The sequence below is a fragment of the Methylobacterium sp. E-041 genome, assembly GCF_022829665.1.
Taxonomy (GTDB): domain Bacteria; phylum Pseudomonadota; class Alphaproteobacteria; order Rhizobiales; family Beijerinckiaceae; genus Methylobacterium.
The window spans coordinates 47493-64809 of the sequence record NZ_JAKSYQ010000134.1 but is presented as its reverse complement, the minus strand read 5'-3'; the positions used below and the strand labels follow the sequence as shown (position 1 = coordinate 64809).

The following is a 17317-nucleotide window of genomic DNA, read 5'->3' as shown; positions in this document are numbered from 1 at the left end:
GATGTCGTCCGATCAAAGCCCCGCCGCGCCCGATCCCGTCGGCCCGCAGGCCGCCCTGGTCGCCTTCGCGATCCGCTTCCCCGGCATCGTCGTGGCCTTGGCGCTGGCGTTGCTGGTCTACGGCACCGCCAGCCTCGGCCAGGCGAAGTACGACGTCTTCCCCGAGTTCGCGCCGCCCTCGGTGGTGATCCAGACCGAGGCGCCGGGGCTCAACCCGGAGCAGGTCGAGATCCTGGTGACCCAGACCGTCGAGGTCGCCGTCAACGGGCTTCCCGGCCTCGCCACCCTGCGGTCGAGCTCGATCCAGGGCCTGTCGGTCATCACCGCCACCTTCACCGCCGGCAGCAGCATCTACCGGGTGCGCCAGCTCGTGACCGAGCGGCTGGCGAGCCTCGCCGGGCGCCTGCCGCAGGGCGTGCTGCCGCCGGCGATGACCGCGCTGACCTCCTCGACCAGCACCGTGCTCCTGGTCGGGCTGACCTCGGAGAGCCGCTCCGCCCTCGACCTGCGCACGATCGCCGACTGGCGGGTGCGCCTGCGGCTGCTCGCGGTGCCCGGCATCGCCCAGGTCTCGGTCTACGGCGGGGCGGTGCGCGCCTTCCAGGTCGAGGTGCGGCCGCACGACCTGATCCGCTTCCGCCTCGGCCTGAACGACGTGCTCGTGGCCGCGCGCAAGGCCACCGGGGTGCGCGGCGCCGGCTTCGTCGACACCCCCAACCAGCGCATCGCCCTGCAGACGGAAGGCCAGTCGCTGACGTCGGAGGAGATCGCCCGCACGGTGCTCGTCAACGAGGGCGGCGCGAGCGTGGTGCTCGGCGACGTCGCCACCGTGGTCGCCGCCCCCGAGCCACCGATCGGCGCGGCGCTCGTCGACGGCCGGCCCGGCATCCTCCTGATGGTCGGTGCGCAGATCGGCGCCAACACCCTGGAGGCGACGCGCCGGGTCGAGGCGGCCCTCGACGAGCTTCGGCCCGGGCTGGCGCGCGACGGCATCGTGCTGCGCGGCGACCTCTTCCGCCCGGCGAACTTCATCGCCCAGGCCAACGGCAACGTGCTGCAGGCGCTGGCGCTCGGCGGCATCCTGGTCGTCGTGGTGCTGTTCGTGTTCCTGTTCGACTGGCGCACGGCCGTCATCAGCGCGGTGGCGATCCCGCTCTCGCTGCTCGCCGCCGTGCTGGTGCTCGGGGCGATGGGCGAGAGCCTCAACACGATGACCCTCGGGGGGCTGGCCATCGCCATCGGCGAGGTGGTGGACGACGCGGTGATCGGCATCGAGAACGCGGTGCGGCGCCTGCGCGAGAACCGCCGCCTCGCCGTGCCGCTTCCGGTCGCGCGGGTGGTGCGCGACGCGATCCTCGAGGTGCGGGGCGCGGTGGCCTACGCCACCTTCGCCGTGCTGCTGGTGTTCCTGCCGGTGCTGGCGCTCACCGGCGTCGCCGGGCGCCTGTTCGGCCCGCTGGCGCTCGCCTACATCCTGGCGGTGGTGGCCTCGCTCGCGGTGGCGCTCACGGTCACCCCGGCGCTCGCGATGGCGCTGGTCGCGCGCAAGGACCTGCCCGCGCGCGATCCCCCGGTGATGCGGATCGCGCGTGCCGCCTACGCGCGGATGCTTGGGGCCGTCGAGCGGCGCTTCGGCTGGGCGGCGACGGCGGCCGTCCTCCTCACCCTCGCCGGCGCGGCCGCCCTGCCCTTCTTCGGCGGCACCTTCCTGCCGGACCTCAAGGAGGGCCACCTGATCCTGCACATGGCGGCGGCGCCGGGCACCTCGCTGCAGGAATCGCTGCGGCTCGGCGCGCGCATGACCGCCGGCCTCAAGGCGGTGCCCGGCGTCCGCGCCGTGGCGCAGCAGGTCGGGCGGGCCGAGGCCGGCCAGGACACGGCCGGCACGCATTACAGTGAGATCCACATCGACCTCGAGCCCGGCCTCGACGGCGCGGCGCAGGGGTGGAGCGAGGCCGGCATCCGCGCGCTGATGGCGGGCACGCCCGGCGCCGCGTTCTCGCTCAAGACCTTCCTCACCGAGCGCATCGAGGAGACGGTCTCGGGCTACACCGCGCCGGTGGTGATCAACGTGTTCGGCGCCGACCTCGACCGGATCGAGGCGGCGGCCCGCGACGTCGCCCGCGAGCTCGCTGAGGTGCGGGGCGCCGCCGACGTGCAGCAGCAATCGCCCGCCGGCCTGCCGCAGATCACCGTGTCCTTACGCCGGAACGACCTGCGCCACTGGGGCCTCGACGCGATCGAGGTGCTGGAGATCGTCCGTACCGCCTACCAGGGCGACGTGGTCGGCCAGGCCTACGAGGGCAACGCCGTCTTCAACGTCATCGTCGTCCTCGACCGGGCGACCCGTGCGCACCTCACCCGCCTCGGCGACCTGCCGCTGCGGACCACGAGCGGCAGCTACATCCGGCTGGCCCAGGTCGCCGACGTCTACGAGACGGCCGGGCGCTACCAGGTCCAGCACGCGGGCGCGCAGCGGGTGCAGGCGGTCACCGCCAACGTGACGGGGCGCGACGTGGCCTCCTTCGTCGAGGCGGCCAAGCGCAAGGTCGCCAAGGAGGTGACCCTTCCGCCCGGCGTCTACGTCGCCTTCGAGGGCGCCGCGGAGACGCAGGCGCGGGCGCGCGCCGACCTGCTGACCTATTCCGCGCTCGCCGGCCTCGGCATCGTGCTGCTGCTCGCGGTGGTGACCGGGTCGGTGCGCAACCTCGTCCTGGTGCTGGTCAACCTGCCCTTCGCCTTCGTCGGCGGCGTGCTCGCCGTGGCGGCGACCGGCGCGGTGGTCTCGCTCGGCTCGATCGTCGGCTTCGTCACCCTGTTCGGGATCAGCTTGCGCAACGCGATCATGCTGATCGCCCATTACGAGCACATGGTCGCCCGCGAGGAGCGCAGCTGGGACGCCGCCACCGCCGCGGAGGGCGCCGGCGACCGGCTGGTGCCGATCCTGATGACCTCCCTCGTCACCGGCCTCGGCCTGCTGCCGCTGGCGCTCGGCGCCGGCGAGCCGGGGCGCGAGATCGAGGGGCCGATGGCGATCGTGATCCTGGGCGGGCTCGTCACCTCGACGGTGCTGAACCTCGCGATCCTGCCGGCCTTGGCGCTGCGCTACGGCCGGTTCGTCGCGGACTATCCCTCCAGCGGCTCGTCGCCGAGCATCTCGATCCCGAAGCCCGACAGGCCGACATAGGCGCGGGCCGAGGTCGAGAGGTTGCGGATCGAGACCACGCCGAGGTCGCGCAGGATCTGCGCGCCCAGGCCCACCTCGCGCCACTGGCGCACGCGCTGCGCCTCGGTGCCCTCGTCCGCGACGCGGTTCAGCGGAACCCCGGCGGTGCCGTCGCGCAGGTACACGAGGATGCCGCGGCCCTCCCGCGCGAACCGGCGCATCACCGTCTCGATCTGGCGACCGCCCTCGATCACGTCGGCGACGACGTCCGAGCGATGGAGCCGGACCAGCACGTTGCGGCCGTCGCCGATGTCGCCGTGGACGAAGGCGAATTGCTGGATCGCCTCGAACGGCGTGGTGTAGGCGTAGCCCGTCATCGGGCCGAACTCGGTCTCGACCGGGAAGTGGCCGACGCGCTCGACCAGCTTGTCGCGCGCCTGGCGGTAGGCGATCAGGTCGGCCACCGAGACGCGGGCGAGGCTGTGCGTCTCGGCGAACGCCGCGATCTGCGGCCCCTTCATCACCGTGCCGTCGTCGTTGGCGAGCTCGCAGATCACGCCGACGGGCGGCAGGCCGGCGAGCTTGCACAGGTCGACCGCGGCTTCCGTATGGCCTGAGCGCATCAGCACGCCGCCGTCCCGCGCGATCAGCGGAAAAACGTGCCCGGGGCGGACGAAGTCGTCGGCGCCCATGTTGCCGTTGGCGAGCGCCCGCACGGTGTTGCAGCGCTGCTCGGCCGAGATGCCGGTGGTCAGCCCGTGCTTCACGTCCACCGTGACGGTGAAGGCGGTGCCGAGCGGCGCGTCGTTCGAGGCGACCATCGGGGCGAGGTTGAGGCGGCGCGCCTCCGCGACCGTCACCGGCGCGCAGACGATGCCGCAGGTGTTGCGGACGATGAACGCCATCTTCTCCGGCGTGCAATGGATCGCGGCGACGACGAGGTCGCCCTCGTTCTCGCGATCGTCGTCGTCGGTGACGACGACGATCTCGCCGCGGGCGAAGGCTTCGATGGCGGAGGTGACGGAGATGTGGGGCACGGTTCGGTACTCGAATGGGCTTTGCGTCCGGGGACGGTCGGGCGTCGGGCGCCGACGTGAGGCGCCGAAGTCAGGTGCCGACCTGCCCCCGATGGCGGAGATGGTGGTCGGCGAGCACGCACGCCATCATCGCCTCGGCGACGGGGACGGCCCGGATGCCGACGCAGGGATCGTGACGGCCCTTGGTGATCAGGTCGACGTCGCGGTTGTCGCCCGTGACCGTGCGCTGGGGCGTGAGGATCGACGAGGTCGGCTTCACCGCGAACCGCACCACGATCGGCTGGCCGGTCGAGATGCCGCCGAGCACGCCGCCGGCATGGTTGGCCAGGAACGTCGGGCGCCCGTCGTTGCTCGCGCGCATCTCGTCGGCGTTGTCCTCGCCGCGGAGCGCCGCCGAGGCGAAGCCGTCGCCGATCTCGACGCCCTTGACCGCGTTGATGGACATCATCGCGGCGGCCAACTCCGCGTCGAGCTTGCCGTAGATCGGCGCGCCGAGGCCGGGTGCCACGCCCTCGGCCACCACCTCGATCACCGCGCCGATCGACGAGCCGTCCTTGCGGATGCCGTCGAGGTAGTCCTCGTAGAATTTCGCGGTCGCCGCGTCGGGGCAGAAGAACGGGTTGGCGCCGACCGCCTCCCAATCCCAGCGCGACCGGTCGATCGCGTGCGGACCCATCTGCACCAAAGCCGCGCGGATCGTGACGCCGGGGATCACCTTGCGCGCGATGGCGCCGGCCGCGACCCGCGCCGCGGTCTCGCGCGCCGACGAGCGCCCGCCCCCGCGATAGTCGCGGATGCCGTACTTGGCGTCGTAGGCGTAGTCGGCATGGCCCGGGCGGTAGCTGTCGCGGATCTCCGAATAGTCCTTCGAGCGCTGATCGGTGTTCTCGATCATCAGCGCGATCGGCGTGCCGGTGGTGAGCTGGCGGCCCCCGGTGCGGTCGTCGGCGAACACGCCCGACAGGATCTTCACCTGATCCGGCTCGCGCCGCTGGGTGGTGAAGCGCGACTGTCCGGGCTTGCGCCGGTCGAGCTCGGCCTGGATCTCCTCGGCCTCCAGCGCCAGCCCGGGCGGGCACCCGTCGACGACGCAGCCGAGGGCGACCCCGTGGCTCTCGCCGAAGGTGGTGACGCGGAACAGGTGGCCGAACGTGTTGTGGGACATCGTGCGCGTGCTCTAGCGCGCGGGCGGCGGAGGCACAAATCGGGGCCGCGTTGCGTCTGCGTCGGGTGGCCGCCTCCCTCCCCCGAAGGGAAGGGAGAGCGTTCGGCGCGACGCCGACTGGCGGCGCCCATGCGGGCGATCAGGCCGGCACCTCCTCGATGGCGCGCGGCTCGGTTTCCGGCACGCCGTTGCGGGCATGGCGGAAGCTCGAGAGCGCCTGGTAGGTCTTCAGCCGCGCCCGCATCAGCGAGCCCAGCGGACGGTGCGCCGCGAGGCTGTGGGCGGGACGGAAGGAGAGCACGTCGTCGGCGTAGGCGCGGCGGGTCTCGCTCGTCGCGTCCTGCGCCGGCAGCACGAGGCGGGCGACGGTGCGGTAGGGGCTGGCCTCCTCCGACCATTCCTTCGAGGCGTCCTCGATCGGCATGTCGTTCAGGTCGAGGCAGAGCTGCACGCGGATCTCGAACACCACCTCCTGGCCGCGGAAGAGGGCCGCGACCGCGTGGCGGAAGGTGTCCGGGTCGTCGCCGGGGTGAAGCTCCTCCTTCGCCAGGGCCTCCTGCGCGGGCGCGGCCGGGAACGCGGCGATCTTGGCGATATGGTCGCCGTAGCGCAGCGCCGCCTGCGAGTAGTACGGCTCGGCCAGGGGATGCAGCGGCTGGTGTCCGAAGAAATCGAGCAGCGGCGCGCTCTTGCCGGTCACCGCCTTCACGACCGAATCGGCCGCCCGCGCCGTCGCCGAGACCGCGACCTTCACCGCCTCCGGCGCCTTGGTGCCGGCTTCGAGCTGCTTCATGCTGCCGAGGAAGCCCTTCGCGTCCGGGTTCGGGAAGACCGGCCCGGTGGCGAGCACGAAATCCTGGGTGTCGGCCGCGTGACCGGCGAGCTTCTCGCCGGCGACGCCGAGCACCTTGATCGCCATGCCGCGGTGGGTCGAGACGCTGTCCTTCAGGAGCTCGCCCGGCCCCTGCGCGAACCGCACGATCGCCGGATGCGTGCCCGCCGTCGCGAACAGGCCCTGGGCCAGCTCCGCGGGCAGGTTCGGCAGCACCTGGAGCTCGCCGACGACGATGCCGCTGATCTTGGCGTGCGAGGCGCGCACGGCGTGCTTGTAGCGTGCGGCGGTGGTCTCGCTCTCGCGGGTCATCGAGGCGATGATCTCGTCAATGACGTGGTTCTCGTCGGGGGCCGGGGTTTCGACGTTGTCGTGATAGCGGATCGGGGTCGCGCGGTCGGTCATGGGGCTCGCTCTGAAGCTCTTCGAGAATCGCTCCAGGGTGAACCGCGCTTGGCGCTCAGGTATCCCGCGGTCGCGCCAGGACGCCGCCGGTCATCGGCTCGCGCACGCCGGTGGTCGACGGAAACGTGATCGGCAGACCCTTGAGCGAGCGCACGGCCAGGTGCGCGAAGGCCTGCGCCTCGAGGAAGGCCGAGGACCAGCCGATGGCGTCGGCCGTCGTGATCTCGGCGCGCAGGTGATAGTTCAAGAGCCGCACAAGCTCGCCGTTGCGGGCGCCGCCGCCGGCGACGATCCAGCGGGCCGGGATCTCCGGGGCATGGTCGAGCGCCCGGGCGACCGCGCGGGCCGTGAAGGCGGTGAGCGTCGCCGCGCCGTCCTCGGTCGAGAGCTGGCCCGCGAGCTTGTGCGAGAACCAGTTGCGGTCGAGCGATTTCGGCGGCCGCCGGAAGAAGAACGGGTGCGTCAGCAGCCACGCCAGCAGCGGCTCGTCGGCTCGCCCGCGCGCGGCGGTGCGGCCGCCGTCGTCGAGATTCTTGCCCTCGCGCTCCTGCATCCACTCGTCGATCAGCGAGTTGCCGGGCCCCGTGTCGAAGGCGATCACGCCGCCCTTCGCGTCGACCAGGGTCGCGTTGGCGACGCCGCCGATGTTGAGGATGCCGTAGGCGCCCTCGAACCCCGAGGCCGCGGCCAGCGCCTGGTGAAAGACCGGCACCAGGGGCGCCCCCTGGCCGCCCGCCTCGATGTCGGCGCGGCGCAGGTCGGAGACGACCGGAATGCGCAAACGGTCGGCGAGCGCCTGCCCCTCGCCGATCTGGATCGTGATGCGCTGGTCCGGGCGGTGGATCACCGTCTGGCCGTGGAAGCCGATCACGTCGATGTCGGCGGCCGAGAGCCCGTTCTCGGCGAGGAACTGCTCGACCGCCTGGGCATGCGCCTCGGTGACGAAGGCCTCCGCCTCGGGCAGCCGGCCGGGCCGGTCGCCGGGGGCGACGACGCCCTCGGCGTCCTTGGTGGCGGCGCGCAGCAGGACCTTCTCGTCCTCGGAATAGCCGCGGTAGCCGGTCGGCCCCAGGGGCTCGAGGTAGTTGTTGTGTCCCTTGACCACGTGGACGGCCTCGCCGTCGGTCTCGATCAGGGCGACGTCCACGCCGTCGAGCGACGTGCCGCTCATCAGGCCGATCGCGCGCATCATGGTCATGACCTGCCCCCGTGCCTTTCGCCGGTCGTCCTGCTATGGGTGACCCTCGCAAAACCTCCGATCCCTGCGGGCGCCCGAGATGGCGACGACGACGCGACGGAGGTTTTGCGAGTGACACTCAGCCGCCTCATGCCCTTTTGCGAGCGGACGCGCCAGCGCGCAGGACCGGTCCGGTCCCGTGCCGGAGCCGCCCGCTTCGAACCGAGAAGTCCGAGCCTCCCATGACCGCCGCCGAGCCCTTCGCGCCAAAATCCGAGTTCCTGAAAGTCCTGAGCGAGCGCGGCTACGTCCACCAGTGCTCGGACTTCGCCGCGCTGGACGCAGCCGCGGCCGAGGGGCGGCTCACGGCTTACGTCGGCTACGACTGCACCGCGGCCTCGCTCCATATCGGCCACCTCTTGTCGATCATGATGCTGCACTGGCTGCAGAAGACCGGCGGCCGGCCGATCGCGCTGATGGGCGGCGGCACCACCCGCGTCGGCGACCCCTCGGGGCGCGACGAATCGCGAAAGATCCTCAGCCTGGAGCAGATCGAGGCCAACAAGGCCGGCATCCAGAAGACCTTCGCCCGGTTCCTCGCCTTCGACGGCTCGGCGACCGGCGCGATCATGGTCGACAACGCCGAATGGCTGACCAAGCTGAACTACATCGAGATGCTGCGCGATGTCGGTCGCCATTTCTCGGTCAACCGCATGATGTCGATGGACAGCGTGCGGATGCGGCTGGAGCGCGACCAAGAACTCTCGTTCCTGGAATTCAACTACATGATCCTCCAGTCCTACGACTTCGTCGAGCTGAACCGCCGTCACGGCTGCACCATGCAGATGGGCGGGTCGGACCAGTGGGGCAACATCGTCAACGGCATCGATCTCGGCCGCCGCATGGGCGTCCCGGGCCTGCTCGGGCTGACCTGCCCGCTGCTGACCACCGCGTCGGGCGCCAAGATGGGCAAGACCGCCGCCGGCGCGGTCTGGCTCGATGCCGGGATGCTGAAGCCGTACGATTACTGGCAGTTCTGGCGGAACACCGAGGATGCCGACGTGGCGCGCTTCCTCAAGCTGTTCACCTTCCTCCCGCTGCCCGAGATCGCCGACCTCGCCGCGAAGGGCGGGGCCGGGATCAACGAGGCCAAGGTGCGGCTCGCCACCGAGGCGACGGCGCTGATGCACGGCCGCGAGGCGGCGGACGCCGCCGCCGAGACCGCGCGGAAGACCTTCGTCGAGGGGACGCTGGCCGAGGACCTGCCGAGCGTCACCGTCTCGCGCGACCTCGTCGATGCCGGCCTCGGCGTGCTCAGCGCCTTCGGGCCGGAATACGCCAAGCTGGTGCCGTCCACGAGCGAGGCCCGCCGCCAGATCAAGAGCGGGGGCCTGCGCATCGACGACGTGGTCCTCACCGACGAGCGTGCCGTGCTGCGCACCGCCGACTTCGCCAAGACCGGCGTGATCAAGCTCTCGTTCGGCAAGAAGCGCCACGTGCTGCTGCGCGTGGCGTGACCGCTCGCGGCGAAGCGGGGCCCGGACCGGGCTCGGCTTCGTCTTTATGCGGGGCCGTTCGTCAGCGGATGCCGCCGCTCGCCGTGATCACCTCGCCGGTGAGCCAGCGCGCGTCGTCGGAGGCGAGGAAGGCGACCACCCGGGCGATGTCGTCCGGCGCGCCGGCGCGGCCGAGCGGGGTCTGCGCGACGAAGCCGGCTTCCATCTCGGATCCGGCGATGCCGGCCGAATGGGTGCCCTCGGTCACCACGTAGCCCGGGCTGACCGTGTTGACCCGGATCCGGCGCGGCGCCAGCTCGTTGGCGAGCACCCCCGAGATCGCGTTGAGGGCGCCCTTCGTCCCGGCATAGACCGCCGCCGTCGGCGTATGCACGTGGGTGATCGCCGACGAGATGTTGACGATGCTGCCGCCCTCGCCGAGGTGCCTGGCGGCCGCCTGGGTCGCCAGCAGCACGCCGAGCACGTTGACGTCGAACAGCTTGCGGTAATGCGCCTCGGTGATTTCCTCGATCGCCGCGAAGTCGTAGACGCCGGAATTGTTGACCAGTACGTCGAGCCGGCCGAATGCCGTCACCGCCGCCTCGATCACCGCTTGCGCCTGGGCGGCCTGGGAGACGTCGCCCTGGACCGCGATCGCCCGGCCGCCGGCCGCGGTGATCGCGGCGACGACCGCCTCCGCGCCGGTTTTGCTCGATGCGTAGTTCACGACGACCGCCGCGCCGTCCTGTGCCAGCGCCTTGGCGATGCCGGCACCGATGCCCTTCGATGCGCCGGTCACGACGGCGACTTTGCCTGCGAGCTTGGACATGTATGCTAACCCTCGGCATGGGCCGGCACCGGGATGGCCGCCGTATTCCCATAGTTCGGGATTTCGGAACTAATGTCGCGCGGATCAAGCCCCCATATGCCGAAATCATGAGATCCCTGTTCCATCCCGCGATGGAGGACGTGCGCCCGGACGCGATCCTCCACGCCCTGTCCGATCCGAACCGCGCGGCGATCTTCGCACGGATCATGCGCGCGGGCTGCGTCGAGGCGTGCTCGGCCGTCTCCGCCCTCGGAGACCGGGTGATCCCGAAATCGTCGCTGTCGACGCACTTCAAGGTGTTGCGCGAAGCCGGCTTGATCCGCAGTGCGCGCCACGGCGTGGAGATGCGCAACGAGTCGCGCTACGCCGAGGTCGAGGCGCGCTTTCCGGGCCTGCTCGGCGCGATCATCAACGCCTACGCGTCCGGAGCCTGCGACGGGTCGCCCGGTGCCGGCCCGTCGGCGCCCGCGGCACGCGGCAGCGAAGCGTCGCCCGCGGAGTAGGCCGCCCGCCGGCGGATCGGCCGTCTCAGCGGTCGCCCTGCACCGCCGGGGGCACGCCGTCGGCGAAGTTCGAGCCGCCGCCCGCGCTGAAGAGTTTTCGCAGGAAGCCCGGCGCGACCGCCGAGAGCGGGTTCACGCTGACGTCCGGCGCGTTGAGCTTGCCCGCGACCCGGAAGTTGACCGCGAACAGGCCCTCGTTGTGGCCGCCGCCGAGGAGCGGTCCGATCAGCGGCACCTGCGAGACGATGTTGTTCAGGCCGTAGAGCGGCACGAAGGTGCCGTTGATGTCGGTGCGCTCGCGGGCGGTGTCGAGGAAGCCCGACAGCGTGAAGCCCATCGCCGCGTTCGAGATCGCCGCATCGGAGAAGTCGACGCGCGAGCCCGAGCGGACGAAGTTCGCCCGCATCCGGTCGAACGAGACCGCGCTGCCCTGGCCCGCGACCGTGCGCTTGCGCCCGCGGGCATCGACGGTCTCCACCGTCTCCGGTCCCTGGGCCATGATGCTGGACAGGGCCGGCTCGTTGCGCAGCGCGAACTCGCGGATCTGCACCACGCCGGCCTGCGGCCCGTCGCTCAGCACGATGCCGAGATTGAGCCGGCCGCCGTACATCCGCCGGTAGACGTCGACGAAGCGCAGCGTCGCGCCGGCATCGCCGGATTCGATCGCCAGCGTCGGCGTGCCGCGCTCGCCCTTGGTCACGCTCGCGACGAAGGGGGCGGAGCGGAACTTGCCGCTCATCGCCGCCGCGCGCACGTCCTTGCCGCGCATGGACAGCTTCACGCTGGCGTTGGTCAGCGCCTCCTCGTTGAAGCCGGTGAGGATGCCGAGCTGGATGTCGGCGTCGATGTCCTTCGGGTTGGCGTCCCGCTGCGACTTGCCTTCGGGCGCGGTCAGCATCTTCAGGAACGGGCGCGCGTCGGCCACCGCCCCCTTCACCGCGACGCGGTAGCCGGTTCCGTTGCGATCCAGCGTGACGCGCATGTCGTCGCCGGGCGAGAGCTTGAGGTTGGTCAGGTCCGCCCGCTCGAGGCCGCCCTCGCCGGTGATCGAGGCGCTGCCGCGGGCCGTGGTCGAGCCGGCATCGAGGGCGATGTCGCGCAGGTCCATCCCCGGGCCGGTATCGACCAGGGAGAAGGTCAGGCGCCCGGCCTTGCCCGCGGCCTTGCTCAGGCCCGGCAGCAGGCCGTCGATCCCGGCGCGGGCGAGGTCGGCCTCGACCCGGATCGGGGGTTTCGTGGCGCCGGCCTTGGCCAGCGGGATGGTGGCCTTGACCGCGATCGGGCCGCTCAACTGGGGGGCCGTCGGCAGGCCCTTGCGCGCCCGCAGGGCGTCGTCGACGGTCAGGTTCACCAGCACCTCGCCGGTGCCGCCGGTCTTGGCCTGATGCATGTCGATCGAGACCGGCGCGCCCGACAGCTTGGCGTCGCCCTTCAGGGTGAAGCCGCGCGGGTCGTAGGTCACGGCGAAGCGGCCGGCTTCGAGCTTGTCCTTGCCGACGACCTTGTCGACAGCGAGGTCGTTCAGCGTGCCCGAGACGCCGACCGGCAGGTCGGGCAGGTCGGGGATGTGCTTGAGGTCGAGCGGGAAGCCGATGCGCAGGTCGGCCTGACCCTTCACCGTCGACGGGTCGAGATCGACGCCCGACAGCGCCTTGAACATCTTGGTCTGCAGCAGGGCCGCCAGCGCGTCGGCGCCGCCCGACAGGCGAAGGCCGATATCCGCCACGACCTTGTCGGGCGAAATCTCCGGGATGACGAAGGCGCCCTCGGTGATGTTCAGCGCGCGCCCGTCGGCCATGCGGATGTCGGCGGTGACGTTCCTGATCCGGGTCGAGCGCCCGGTGATCGTGCCGGCGACGTTGCCTCGGGTCAGCGGCGGCGCGTCGGGCGAGACCTCGAGCGTCGCGTCCGAGACGCGGAAGTCGATATGCACCGCGTTGTCCGGCATCGGGTCGCCCCGCGTCGCCGCGGCGAGCTCGGCGCCCGACATGTCGACGGTGATGTCGACCGCCTCGATGCGGGCGGCGCGCAGCTCGTCGACGAGGTAGTTGCGCGCGCCCGGCGCGATGTTCTCCGGCCAGAGCCGCAGCGCCGTGCGGGCCTCGCTGTCGCTGGCGGTGACGTGGAGCGTGAGGCCGTCGTCGTCGGCGGTGGTGCCGAGGGTGCCGGACATGTTGCCGTGGATGCCGTCGCCGCTCATCGCGAAGCTGTCGATCGCGACGCCGCCGGCGCGGCCGGTGAGGTGCCCGTCCATCGCCGCGATGGTGATCGGCTTGTCCTTGGGGGCGGCGCCCCGGAGCGTCGCGTTCCGACTCGACAGGGTCGCGGTCCAGGCGAAGTCCTCGCCCGGCTTGGCCACGGCCCAGGTGCCGGTGAGGTTCACCGCGTTGCCGGCGCCGAGGTAGTCGAGCCCGTCGAGCGTCATCACCCGGGCGGTCTCGTCCCAGCTCACCGTGGCCTTCAGGCTCTCGACGGTGACCGGGTTGAAGTCCTTCTCCTCGACGAGGAAGGTGCCGTCGCTGGTGCGCAGCGTCGCCTTCATCGCCTCGATGCGGCCGCCGTCGAGGGCGACGTCGGCCCGCGCCGAGAGCTTCAGGTCGGTGGTGATCGGCAGCTTCGACTGGCCGGAGAGCAGCAGCAGGTCGGTGGCCGGCAGGTCGTCGAGGGTGATGATCCCGGTGCGGCGCGGGCCGCCGGCCTCGCGCAGGGTGCCGCCGAAGCGCCATTGCCCGTGCGGCCCGTCGATGCGCAGCTCGAACAGGCGCGCGTCCTGGTTCGGGTCCCGGCCGAACAGGCCGTTGACGTGCTCGAACACCGCGCGCTCGCGGGCGTCGTCGTCGATCAGCGTGAGGCGGGCATTGGTGATGCGGGCGCGATCGAGCGCGCCGACGACGCCGGCGGAGTCGAGCACGACGCCGAAGATCGAGGCCGTTGCGGCCGAGAGCGGCGAGACCATGCCGCGCGCCGCGTCCACGCTCGGCGGCGTGTGCGGCGAGGCGTCGCCCGGATGCGCCGGCTCGGCGGCCGCGAAGGCGATCGAGCCGTCGCGGTGGACGAGCGCCGTCATCTGCACGTCGCGGAACTCGATCGAGCGCGGCGTCGGCGCGAGCTTCAGCAGGCTCCAGGGATCGATGCTGACGAGGGCGAGCGGCGCGCGGACCACGAGGGCGCCCTGCGGGTTGCGGATATCGAGCCCGCTGACGCGCAGCGCCAGGGCGTTCTCGGAGTCGAGCTCGAGGGTGCTGTCGCGCAGGCTGATGCGCCAGCCCGGCCCGATCCGGTCGGCGAGCGCCGACGAGACCCGCGCCGACAGGCCGTCGATCTGCAGGGGCCCGTATGCGAGGCGCATGACCCCGCCCCCGAGGCCGAGGCCGAGCACGACGACGAGGGCGGCGGCCGTCCACAGGCAGCGCCGCGTCCAGCAACGAACGGCCTTGCGCGTCTGCCCGCCGCCGGGCGTATCCTCAGGCCGGGCCTCTTCCTCAGGCATGAAGACCTTGCATCGGCGCGTCCGCTGTTTCGCAACGTGCGCTCATTCTAGGACGCAACCTCGTGACGACGCGTTTCCGGAGCGTGTCCGGCTCTCGCGCCCGAAGCGCGGGCATCGGATGGTCCGGCACCGCGCCAAAGCACACCATCAATCGGCCGAAAGGATGGCACGATGCCCCTCGCCCAAGGCGAACGCGCTCCCGACTTCACCCTTCCCGGCTCCGGCGGCAAGACGCTCCAGCTCGGCGAGCACGTCGGTCACAAGATCGTGCTCTACTTCTACCCGAAAGACGACACCAGCGGATGCACTCTGGAGGCGCAGGCCTTCAACGCGAGGCTGGCCGACTTCGACGCGGCCGACGCCGTCGTGATCGGGGTCTCGCCCGACCCGGTGAAGAGCCACGACAAGTTCGCGTCCAAGCACGACCTCACCTTCCCGCTCGCCTCCGACGAGGGCAAGGCGATGCTCGAGGCCTACGGCGTCTGGGTCGAGAAGAGCATGTACGGGCGCAAGTACATGGGCGTCGAGCGCACCACGATGCTGCTCGACCGTGAGGGTCGCATCGCGCGGATCTGGCCGAAGGTGAAGGTGCCGGGCCATGCCGAGGAGGTGCTCGAGGCCGCCCGCGCCCTCCCCTGAGCCGATCCCGCATCCCGCGGGAGGCATGAGGGTTCTCGGTTTCTTAACCCTGTCGGCCTTCGATGGCGGCCTCGGCATCGGGCCCGAATCGATGACCCCTTCCGCCAGCCTTCCGCACCGCAGGAGCCGGCTTCTCGCCGCTGCCCTTCTCGTCACCGGCCTGTGGGCCGCCGGCGCGAGCGGGCTGGTGGGGTTCCACGACGACATCCTCGCCGGGTTCGTCGCGCGGCAGGGCGCGATGCAGACGGCCTACGAGGCGCGCCTCGCCGCGTTGCGGGCCGAGCTCGACCGCGGCGGCTCGGCGCGGGCGGAGGCGCAGGTCGCCGTCGCGGCGCGCCTCGACGGGCTGACGGCCCGCCAGAACGATCTGGAGCGGCGGCAGGCCGTGCTCGCCCGTCTCGCGCGGCCGGACGACGCGTCGTCCGACCCGATCGATCCGCCGACCACCGGTTCGCTGCCCGGCCCATCCTCGGCGGGCGAGAGCGATCTCGGCCTGCGCGGGGTCGAGGCGCGGCCCGGGCGTCGCAGCGCGCGCGAGACCGACCTGCAGGTGGCGGTCCTCGCCGGGCGGCTCGACGGCCTCGCGGCGGCGCAGGTGCTCGGGCTCGACCGCATCACCGAGCGGGCGGCGAGCGATCTCGGACGTCTGCGACGCGCCCTGGAGCGGACCGGAATCGACCTGCAGCGTCCGGCCGCGGCGGGCCTGGGCGGGCCGCTCGTGCCGATCGATCCGAGCCCGTTCGCCGACGCCCTCGCGGTCGCGTCCCGCACCGTCGGCGATGCCCAGGCGCTGCGCCGGCTCGCCGCCCGCCTGCCGCTCGACCGCCCGCTGCCGCGCGACCGCGGCGTGGCCAGCACCTTCGGGCCGCGGCTCGACCCGTTCACGCGGGGGCTCGCGCTGCATACCGGGCTCGACCTTAAGGCGGAGATGGGCGAGCCCGCGCTGGCCACCGCGCCCGGGCGCGTCGTCACGGCGGAGGCCACCGGCGGCTACGGCAACATGGTGGAGATCGACCACGGCCACGGCGTGGTCACGCGCTTCGCGCACCTGTCGCGCATGGCGGTACGGGCCGGCCAATGGCTCCGCGCCGGTGATCTGGTCGGCCGCGTCGGCTCGACCGGGCGCTCGACCGGCGCGCACCTGCACTACGAGACCCGGATCGACGGCGAGCCGGTCGACCCGCTGGGGTTCCTGGAGGCGGGGCGCGAACTCGCCGAGGGCGGTGGGCCCTGACGTCGCGGCCGGCGCGACGTCGCGTGTCCCGCCATTCCGGGGCGCCCGAGGCGAGCCCGGAATGGCAAGGGTTCGATGGACGAAAAACGGTTCCCGTCCTGCCGCCTCAGTCGATGTCCTCGACCTTCTCCGTCGCCCCGTACAGGCGCTGCGCCAGCGACGCCTCGATGAAGGGGTCGATGTCGCCGTCGAGGACCTCGTCCGGGTCGGTCGACTGCGTGCCGGTGCGCAGGTCCTTCACGAGCTGGTAGGGCTGCAGCACGTAGGAGCGGATCTGGTGGCCCCAGCCGATGTCGGTCTTGGAGGCGGCCTCGGCGTTGGCCTTCTCCTCGCGCTTCTTCAGCTCGGCCTCGTACAGGCGGGCGCGCAACATGTTCCAGGCGGTCGCCCGGTTCTTGTGCTGCGAGCGCTCCTGCTGGCACGCCACCACGATCCCGGTCGGGTTGTGCGTGATGCGCACCGCCGAGTCGGTGGTGTTGACGTGCTGCCCGCCCGCGCCCGACGACCGGTAGGTGTCGATCCGGCAGTCGGATTCCTTGATCTCGATCTCGATCCGGTCGTCGATCACCGGGTAGACCCAGACGGAGGCGAAGCTGGTGTGCCGCCGCGCGCTCGAATCGTAGGGCGAGATGCGCACCAGGCGGTGCACGCCGGACTCGGTCTTGAGCCAGCCGTAGGCGTTGTGGCCCTTGATCAGGAGCGTCGCGCCCTTGATCCCGGCCTCTTCCCCGTCGGACCACTCGACGATGTCGACCTTGTACTTCCGGCGCTCGGCCCAGCGGCCGTACATGCGCTGGAGCATGTTGGCCCAATCCTGACTCTCGGTGCCGCCGGCGCCCGCATGGACCTCGAGATAGGTGTCGAAGCCGTCGGCCTCGCCCGACAGCAGCGTCTCGACCTGACGGCCGGCCGCCTCCTTCTCGACGGTGAGGATCGTGGCCTCGCCCTCGCGGATCGAGGCCTCGTCGCCCTCCGTCTCGCCGAGCTCGATCAGCATCGCCCCGTCGTCGAGGTCCTGCTCGAGCTTGCGGATCGCGGCCACGGCCTCGTCGAGCTGCTGGCGCTCGCGCATCACCTTCTGCGCGGCGTCGGCGTCGTTCCACAGTTCCGGGTTCTCGGACGCCGCGTTCAGCTCCGCGAGTCGTTTATCGACGGTATCCCAGTCAAAGATGCCTCCTCAGCAGTCCGATCGACTGCTTGGCGGCATCCGAGGCTTGCTCGATCTCGGCGCGCATTTCGAGGGTGTGTCGCTTGTGTCGGGGGCTCAAAGAGGTCGAGCGGGGTGATACCGGCGGCGGGCGCCCCTGTAAACGGCTCCCATCCCATGGCGCGTGCCGAGCTCAT

12 protein-coding genes are annotated in these 17317 nt (G+C 71.7%); 5 read left to right on the top strand and 7 right to left on the bottom strand.

What is annotated here, in order from left to right; genetic code table 11:
- Nucleotide 1: 1 nt before the first annotated feature.
- Nucleotides 2-3187, top strand: coding sequence for an efflux RND transporter permease subunit (locus tag MKK70_RS12680; RefSeq protein ID WP_243934845.1), 3186 nt, complete (start codon nucleotides 2-4; stop codon nucleotides 3185-3187).
- Here the strand turns inward: MKK70_RS12680 and ribB are convergent.
- From ribB to MKK70_RS12660, 4 genes are all read right to left on the bottom strand, one after another.
- Nucleotides 3127-4203 (bottom strand): 3,4-dihydroxy-2-butanone-4-phosphate synthase, encoded by a 1077-nt coding sequence (gene ribB / locus MKK70_RS12675; RefSeq protein ID WP_243936059.1) that lies wholly within the window; start codon nucleotides 4201-4203, stop codon nucleotides 3127-3129. The genes MKK70_RS12680 and ribB overlap by 61 nt on opposite strands.
- Nucleotides 4204-4273: 70 nt before the next feature.
- Complete coding sequence (gene aroC / locus MKK70_RS12670) at nucleotides 4274-5368, bottom strand: chorismate synthase (protein WP_243948102.1); 1095 nt, start codon at nucleotides 5366-5368, stop codon at nucleotides 4274-4276.
- A 139-nt stretch (nucleotides 5369-5507) separates the two neighbouring features.
- Nucleotides 5508-6605, bottom strand: coding sequence for a catalase family protein (locus MKK70_RS12665; protein ID WP_243948100.1), 1098 nt, complete (start codon nucleotides 6603-6605; stop codon nucleotides 5508-5510).
- A gap of 55 nt (nucleotides 6606-6660) precedes the next feature.
- Complete coding sequence (locus MKK70_RS12660) at nucleotides 6661-7803, bottom strand: anhydro-N-acetylmuramic acid kinase (protein ID WP_147842455.1); 1143 nt, start codon at nucleotides 7801-7803, stop codon at nucleotides 6661-6663.
- Nucleotides 7804-8024: 221 nt separating this feature from the next.
- Here MKK70_RS12660 and tyrS point away from each other — a divergent pair, with 221 nt between their 5' ends.
- Complete coding sequence (gene tyrS, locus MKK70_RS12655; protein ID WP_147726629.1) at nucleotides 8025-9299, top strand: tyrosine--tRNA ligase; 1275 nt, start codon at nucleotides 8025-8027, stop codon at nucleotides 9297-9299.
- 61 nt (nucleotides 9300-9360) lie between these two features.
- Here the strand turns inward: tyrS and MKK70_RS12650 are convergent, their stop codons facing one another.
- On the bottom strand, nucleotides 9361-10107 hold the full coding sequence (locus MKK70_RS12650; protein WP_243934858.1) for a glucose 1-dehydrogenase: 747 nt from the start codon (nucleotides 10105-10107) through the stop codon (nucleotides 9361-9363).
- A 107-nt stretch (nucleotides 10108-10214) separates the two neighbouring features.
- Here MKK70_RS12650 and MKK70_RS12645 point away from each other — a divergent pair, with 107 nt between their 5' ends.
- On the top strand, nucleotides 10215-10610 hold the full coding sequence (locus MKK70_RS12645; protein WP_147842453.1) for a helix-turn-helix transcriptional regulator: 396 nt from the start codon (nucleotides 10215-10217) through the stop codon (nucleotides 10608-10610).
- Nucleotides 10611-10635: 25 nt separating this feature from the next.
- On the opposite strand, the gene MKK70_RS12640 is transcribed toward MKK70_RS12645, so the two are convergent.
- Nucleotides 10636-14100: a DUF3971 domain-containing protein gene (locus MKK70_RS12640; RefSeq protein ID WP_409568268.1), complete on the bottom strand. Its 3465-nt coding sequence runs from the start codon at nucleotides 14098-14100 to the stop codon at nucleotides 10636-10638.
- Nucleotides 14101-14271: 171 nt separating this feature from the next.
- Between MKK70_RS12640 and MKK70_RS12635 the strand changes: the two genes are divergently transcribed.
- Both MKK70_RS12635 and MKK70_RS12630 read left to right on the top strand, forming a co-directional pair.
- Complete coding sequence (locus MKK70_RS12635) at nucleotides 14272-14739, top strand: peroxiredoxin (RefSeq protein WP_243948098.1); 468 nt, start codon at nucleotides 14272-14274, stop codon at nucleotides 14737-14739.
- 91 nt (nucleotides 14740-14830) lie between these two features.
- Entirely contained in the window at nucleotides 14831-15973 is a 1143-nt protein-coding gene (locus MKK70_RS12630; RefSeq protein WP_243948096.1) for a M23 family metallopeptidase, read from the top strand.
- 106 nt (nucleotides 15974-16079) lie between these two features.
- Here MKK70_RS12630 and prfB read toward each other — a convergent pair.
- A protein-coding gene (gene prfB, locus MKK70_RS12625; protein WP_147728103.1) for a peptide chain release factor 2 occupies nucleotides 16080-17208 on the bottom strand; the annotation gives its coding sequence in 2 pieces (ribosomal slippage) (nucleotides 16080-17138 and nucleotides 17140-17208; 1128 coding nt in all).
- Between the last annotated feature and the right edge of the window lie 109 nt (nucleotides 17209-17317).

Bases quoted from the DNA above. Each gene is read 5' to 3' on its own strand.
- MKK70_RS12680 (WP_243934845.1), top strand. From the start codon at position 2: ATGTCGTCCGATCAAAGCCCCGCCGCGCCCGATCCCGTCGGCCCGCAG.
- aroC (WP_243948102.1), bottom strand. From the start codon at position 5,368: ATGTCCCACAACACGTTCGGCCACCTGTTCCGCGTCACCACCTTCGGC.
- MKK70_RS12665 (WP_243948100.1), bottom strand. From the start codon at position 6,605: ATGACCGACCGCGCGACCCCGATCCGCTATCACGACAACGTCGAAACC.
- MKK70_RS12660 (WP_147842455.1), bottom strand. From the start codon at position 7,803: ATGACCATGATGCGCGCGATCGGCCTGATGAGCGGCACGTCGCTCGAC.
- tyrS (WP_147726629.1), top strand. From the start codon at position 8,025: ATGACCGCCGCCGAGCCCTTCGCGCCAAAATCCGAGTTCCTGAAAGTC.
- MKK70_RS12650 (WP_243934858.1), bottom strand. From the start codon at position 10,107: ATGTCCAAGCTCGCAGGCAAAGTCGCCGTCGTGACCGGCGCATCGAAG.
- MKK70_RS12645 (WP_147842453.1), top strand. From the start codon at position 10,215: ATGAGATCCCTGTTCCATCCCGCGATGGAGGACGTGCGCCCGGACGCG.
- MKK70_RS12640 (WP_409568268.1), bottom strand. From the start codon at position 14,100: ATGCCTGAGGAAGAGGCCCGGCCTGAGGATACGCCCGGCGGCGGGCAG.
- MKK70_RS12635 (WP_243948098.1), top strand. From the start codon at position 14,272: ATGCCCCTCGCCCAAGGCGAACGCGCTCCCGACTTCACCCTTCCCGGC.
- MKK70_RS12630 (WP_243948096.1), top strand. From the start codon at position 14,831: ATGACCCCTTCCGCCAGCCTTCCGCACCGCAGGAGCCGGCTTCTCGCC.